Annotated in this window: 5 protein-coding genes; 4 read left to right on the top strand and 1 reads right to left on the bottom strand. The window is 38.0% G+C overall.

The genetic code is table 11. The features are described 5' to 3' along the window. A partial coding sequence (locus tag CAG57_RS02590; RefSeq protein ID WP_161439489.1) for a transposase occupies positions 1-531 on the top strand: 531 nt, incomplete at its 5' end. On the opposite strand, the gene CAG57_RS02585 is transcribed toward CAG57_RS02590, so the two are convergent. Continuing rightward, positions 526-1,689, bottom strand: a complete 1,164-nt coding sequence (locus tag CAG57_RS02585; protein ID WP_161439488.1) for an ATP phosphoribosyltransferase regulatory subunit — start codon at positions 1,687-1,689, stop codon at positions 526-528. The genes CAG57_RS02590 and CAG57_RS02585 overlap by 6 nt on opposite strands. Positions 1,690-2,025: 336 nt before the next feature. On the opposite strand from CAG57_RS02585, the gene hdcC reads away from it, so the two are divergent. From hdcC to CAG57_RS02570, 3 genes are all read left to right on the top strand, one after another. Then, positions 2,026-3,369 (top strand): histidine-histamine antiporter, encoded by a 1,344-nt coding sequence (gene hdcC / locus CAG57_RS02580; RefSeq protein WP_099610400.1) that lies wholly within the window; start codon positions 2,026-2,028, stop codon positions 3,367-3,369. Positions 3,370-3,417: 48 nt separating this feature from the next. Continuing rightward, positions 3,418-4,554, top strand: a complete 1,137-nt coding sequence (locus CAG57_RS02575) for a histidine decarboxylase (protein ID WP_099610401.1) — start codon at positions 3,418-3,420, stop codon at positions 4,552-4,554. Positions 4,555-4,703: 149 nt separating this feature from the next. Further along, positions 4,704-6,023 (top strand): amino acid permease, encoded by a 1,320-nt coding sequence (locus CAG57_RS02570; protein ID WP_202598361.1) that lies wholly within the window; start codon positions 4,704-4,706, stop codon positions 6,021-6,023. Positions 6,024-6,053 lie beyond the last annotated feature (30 nt).

The raw sequence follows: 6,053 nt of genomic DNA, 5'->3' as shown, positions 1-6,053 counted from the left end.
CTTAAGTGTTTTGCTTACTTATATAAGAGTCAACCTAAACGCAGAAAAGCGCATCGACACAGTCGAACCTGCCAAAAACACTCGGCAGGAAAAGTGTTCCATAAAGGCGCAAAAGAGCCTTGGCTTCTGGTCACTAACATCCCGAACTCTGTACTTAATGGCGTTAAAATCACCCGTTTGTACGCGAAAAGGATGCAAATTGAAGAGTCGTTCCGAGATTTGAAAAGCCCCGCTTACGGATTAGCGTTACGTCATAATCGGACACGTTGTACTAAGCGTATTGATATCTTGTTGCTTATAGCATTGATGGCCGAAATCATAATGTGGTGGAATGGCTTAATCGCGATACAAGCCAAATGGCAATATGACTTCCAAGCCAACACCATCAAGCATCGACGTGTTTTATCAATCCCAAGGCTAGGAAAAGAGGTGCGAAGCCATCGACGATATCGGATAAAAGAATCCCAATATCACTGGGCGATGTTGGAATATCAGCGCCTCACCCATACTTGCGGGTTGGGCGAATTATGAGGGGATCCGCCAGAAACAAAACTCAGCACTACTACCTAAGTAGTTGATTTTTAATTCAACAAATGGTAACACGCCTAATGAAGAGAAAAAGTCTTTCTGAAGCATTATTTGCTCCAACAATATATCAATATTGCTAAACCCGAACGATTCCACTCCTATTTGATGGCTCTGTTTTATAGCATATGCATTATCTTTTGATATTTTAAATATTGGCCCTTGATACCATAATCGGCTATAAGATTGAAGTTCTTTATACTTAGCTATGGTTTTAATACAACTTGATGTTCCATCATTTCTTAATGAAACATTTTTATCTAAACATTTTATATTTTTGCTAGTAAGTGAGCATTGATAATCAGATATAGCTGGCGTGTCAGATTCTAAAATAGGAAATCTTATTTCTTGATATCCATAAGAACTAAGACTAGCTCTTGCTTTTCTTTCTAACCAAACCCAATCATTAATAACATTATAATATTTTTTCCTCGGTCTACCACAACATCTAGGCCTAACATTTCTATTCATCTTTTCTTCAACTTTATTACAATAAGCCAAAGTCCCTAATATACAGTTTTGATTTAGGCACTTTTCTATTTTTTCAATTGTAATACTATTGATTGGACTTTGAAAAAAACGGTTATATTCATGAAGTCTACTTTCTAATGTATTACCTAACATTGTGTATTCATGATGTTCGGATATTATTTCTTGAAATTCTTTACTTACATGATGTAAGTAACTAGACCAAGGATATTGATAATGTGGAATGTTAAGTTTACTTTGCACAAGCTTTTCAACATACTTCTGACAGATTAAAAAGTAACTACTAGGCTCAATTAAGCAACTATTATAACGCCCCTCCCATAAAGAACCTGTTCTTTGGTATTTTTTATTGTAATAAAAAACATACCGACGACCAATATGTTGAACCAGTTTTCCAATGCTTTCTTTGGTACTTGGTGTTAACAACAAAAACAATTCATTATCAAGCAAGCAATAAGCATGCAACCTTATGACATGACGTTTGATGGCCTGTTCAAGACAACCAAGGAAAGTTCTGTAATCGTCCTCATCACGGAAAATAAGTTCTTTATTATGGCCCTTAAGTTTTATTAATTGTGGAATACTTTCAATAAACAAACGTTCTTTTCTGGGCATAGCCTAACCTTTACATTCAAAACAATAAGTAAATTTATTGGCATATCAACAAACCAAACATATATAAATCACAAATACATATCAACATAATAAATCTTAAATTTTTATATCAAAAATTCATGATTTAACTATTCTTCATCAAAAAAAAGGGGACGGAGTCAATATGTATAGGATTGTATTTTTTTTAACCACAAAAAGTAAAGTAAAAAATATATATCTGGAAAAACTTGATTAAGATCTAATTTTCATTACTTCACCCTTTTAGAATCAGCGACGAATACTTTTGACGTCATACCTATGACAATTCAATGTAATTAACTCAACAGGAATAAAAATATGGAGACTGTAAGTGCAAGCTCTGCCCATAAGATGGGTGTTGTCGCTCTTACATTGGTAACCGCATCAAATATGATGGGTTCCGGTGTGTTTATGCTACCGACGAATTTGGCGGGTGTCGGTTATATTTCTCTTTGGGGTTGGTTGTTTACAATTATTGGAGTCATTGCTATTGCTCTCGTATTTGCAAAAACAAGCTTATTAACTCCTCGTAATGGAGGAATCGTTGCTTATGCTTCTGATGCCTTCGGTCCATTTATTGGTTTTCAAACAACAGTATGCTATTGGATTAGTGCTTGGGTTGGTAACGTTGCCCTGTTAGTGGCAGGGGTTGGTTATCTAAGTTATTTCTTTCCTGAATTAACAAATCCGAGTTTTGGTTGCATTGCCGCGATTGCTATTTTATGGGGATTTGTTTTATTAGCTAGCTTCGGAGCTAGAGTTGCAGGTCGCGCTCAATCTTTTACCGCTTCTTGTATGTTATTGGTCGTATTAGGTGTTGGTGTTATTGGCTGGTTCTGGTTTGATCCTCATATGTTTACCCAAGTTTATAATGGTACAGGAAAAAGTGACAGTTCCGCTATTATGGCTGCCGCATCTATCGCACTTTGGGGCTTTCTGGGAGTTGAATCCGCAGTAGTATCAAGTGGTCAGGTAAAAGATCCTGAGCGTACAGTTCCTAAAGCAACGGTTTATGGTTTGCTGATTGCCTCTGTTTGCTATGTAGGTAGCTGCTCAGTCATCATGGGATTAGTACCTCATGAAGAGCTGATTCACTCTGCCGCGCCATTTGCAGACGCAGCACGCTACATGTTCGGTGAAACTGCAGGTAATATCGCTTCAGCATTAAGTATTATTGCTTGCTTTGGTTCTATTTCTGGTTGGTTAATTCTACAATCAGAGGGGCCTCGTGCCGGTGCCGCTCAAGGTCTATTCCCTCAATTCTTCGCCGATGTAAATAAAAACGACGTTCCGATGAAAAGCCTGATTTTCACCGGTGTACTCATGAGCATCGTGTTAATGATGACCGCATCACCTAACTTAGCCAAGCAATTTGAAATTATTATTTTAATGTCTGTCTTTGCCTCTTTGCTTCCTTATATGTATGCCCTTATTTCTCTGCCAATTATTATGGTATCAAAGAAACTAAACAGAGGCCGTACCTTTATGTTCTATAGCGTGATGGTTGTGCTTGGTATGGTGTATAGCATATTTGCCCTATTAGGCTCAGGCAGTGATTCTATTTTCTGGGGCATTGTGATGATGATGATAACAATTCCAATGTTTAGTTTTGTTGCTGCAGGTAAAAGTAATAAGGGAGAAAAGGTTCTTTATTTGAAATAAGCAACCTTATTCATTTATTAAAAAATCAATAAATTTAGAGAATATATTATGACTTTATCTATACAAGATCAAAATCGCTTAGACGAGTTCTGGGCATACTGTGTTAAAAACCAATATTTTAATATTGGCTACCCAGAATCAGCCGACTTTGATTACACGAGCTTAGAACGTTTTATGCGTTTTTCAATTAATAACTGTGGTGACTGGTCAGAGTATTGTAACTACCTTTTGAACTCTTTTGATTTTGAAAAAGAAGTAATGGAGTATTTTGCAGATCTATTCAAAATTCCTTTTGAAAAAAGCTGGGGGTATGTTACAAATGGCGGTACAGAAGGAAACATGTTCGGTTGCTATCTAGCTCGTGAAATTTTTCCAGATAGCACTTTGTATTACTCAAAAGATACCCATTATTCTGTTGCTAAAATTGTCAAACTCCTAAGAATTAAATCTCAGGTGGTTGAATCATTGCCTAATGGTGAAATTGACTACGACGATCTGATGAGTAAAATTCAGGCTGATAATGAAAAACACCCTATTATTTTCGCCAATATTGGTACAACAGTCCGTGGCGCGGTAGATAATATTGAGTTAATTCAGCAACGTTTAAAAGATATGGGCCTAGCACGCGAAGAATATTATATTCATGCTGATGCAGCACTCAGCGGTATGATTCTTCCATTCGTTGATCATCCTCAAGCATTTAACTTTGCTGATGGTATTGACTCTATCGGTGTTTCTGGACACAAAATGATTGGCTCACCAATTCCATGCGGTATTGTAGTGGCGAAAAAAGAAAATGTTGATCGTATTTCAGTTGAAATTGATTACATTTCAGCACACGATAAAACAATTACAGGCTCACGTAACGGCCATACTCCACTAATGATGTGGGAAGCCATTCGTTCTCATTCGTTTGTTGAATGGAAACGTCGCATCGATAGAAGTTTATCTATGGCACAATATGCTGTAGATCGCTTACAAGCTGCAGGCATTGATGCTTGGCGCAATCCAAACTCAATTACCGTTGTATTCCCTTGCCCTTCAGAAGCGGTATGGAAAAAACACTGCCTAGCCACTTCCGGTGGTGTGGCTCATCTCATCACAACCGCACATCACATTGAAACAAGCAAAATTGATGCACTCATCGATGATGTAATTGCTGACGCTCAAGATAAAGCAGCATAAAAAAAGGCAGTGAAAAACACTGCCAGTGAACTCATTGTTGCCAGTTTGGTTTGGGGCCGACTGGCAACAATTCTGAATCATTCATGGTTTTGCTTCAGAATGCAACTTATTTTCAAACCGAGTTATTAAATGTGAAAAGATAAAATGATATGGACAAAACAAAATCAACCACCTGCCGTATGGGAGTGAGTGCATTAACACTCATGACAGCTTCAAACATGATGGGCAGCGGAGTGTTCATGCTGCCTAGTTCACTGGCCGGGATCGGTTCAATCTCAGTCTGGGGATGGGCGCTAACCTTTTTTGGAGTACTCGCACTCGCACTCACGTTTTCAAAAATTAGTATGCTTTCCCCTTGTAAAGGCGGAATTGTTGCTAACATTAACCATACTTTCGGCCCTTATATAGGCTTTCAATCATCTCTCTTTTATTGGATTGCAACTTGGATAGGAAATTGCGCACTACTGATTGCTGGTGTTGGTTACTTATCGGTTTTCTTTCCTCTTCTTCATACTCCCCTTTACGCTACCATTACCGCTATTAGTATACTTTGGGCTTTTGTACTGCTTGGTTTACAAGGTGCAAAAGTCGTTGGATATGCACAAATTTTTACTGGACTATGTATGCTCGCTGTCGTATTGAGCATCGGAATTTTTGGTTGGGGAGGTTTTTCTCCACAACGCTATACTATGATATATAACGTATCCGGACAAAATGATATCCATGCCATCATGGCGGCAGCCTCTATCTCGTTGTGGGGATTTTTAGGCGTTGAATCGGCCTCTGTATCAAGCGATCAAGTGAGTAATCCAACGCGCAATGTCCCATTAGCAACCATTTTAGGCTTAAGCTTGGCAGCCTTATGCTATGTGAGTTCAAGTAATGTCATCATGGGTATAATGCCTCATGCTGAACTTATTGTATCAAGTTCGCCATTTGCAGATACCGCTCGTATTTTATGGGGAAATCAAGTTGCTTTACTGATATCGGCACTCGCTATTATTGCCTGCTTCGGAGCTATGCCTGGTTGGCAAATTTTACAAACCGAAGTTCCGAAAGCCGCTTCTGATGCTGGATTATTTCCACGTTTTTTTGCCGAAACAAATCGAAATAATGTACCTTATAAAGGTTTGCTGTGCACCGCGCTACTCATGACAGCAATGCTACTGCTCACTATCTCCCCCAATCTTGAAAAACAATTCCATTGTATTATTTTACTTGCTGTTGCAGCTGGGTTAATTCCTTATGCATTTGCAGTGATCTCTCTACCCATTATGCTAAGCCGACGCCCAACCCAAAATAGACTTATCCAATTCAAAGATTTTTTATTAAGCTTCATCGGTTTAACATTCGTGATCTTTGCATTAATTGGGACTGGGTTTAAGTTTTTTATATTATTAATAGCTATACAAATATTATGTCTTATTTTTTATCGTTTAAGCTTATTACAAAAAAAACAAAATGCTTAAAGATAACAGAAAGCCATACCTTGATTTTTA

Source organism: Vibrio sp. V30_P3S12P165 (assembly GCF_009904905.1).
In the GTDB taxonomy this organism is placed as follows: Bacteria; Pseudomonadota; Gammaproteobacteria; order Enterobacterales; family Vibrionaceae; genus Vibrio; species Vibrio fujianensis.
The sequence above is the reverse complement of the archived record's forward strand: the minus strand, read 5'-3'. Positions and strand labels throughout refer to the sequence as shown.

Coding starts and splice junctions, on each gene's coding strand:
- hdcC (WP_099610400.1), top strand. CDS start 2,026: ATGGAGACTGTAAGTGCAAGCTCTGCCCATAAGATGGGTGTTGTCGCT.
- CAG57_RS02575 (WP_099610401.1), top strand. CDS start 3,418: ATGACTTTATCTATACAAGATCAAAATCGCTTAGACGAGTTCTGGGCA.
- CAG57_RS02570 (WP_202598361.1), top strand. CDS start 4,704: ATGGACAAAACAAAATCAACCACCTGCCGTATGGGAGTGAGTGCATTA.
- CAG57_RS02585 (WP_161439488.1), bottom strand. CDS start 1,689: ATGCCCAGAAAAGAACGTTTGTTTATTGAAAGTATTCCACAATTAATA.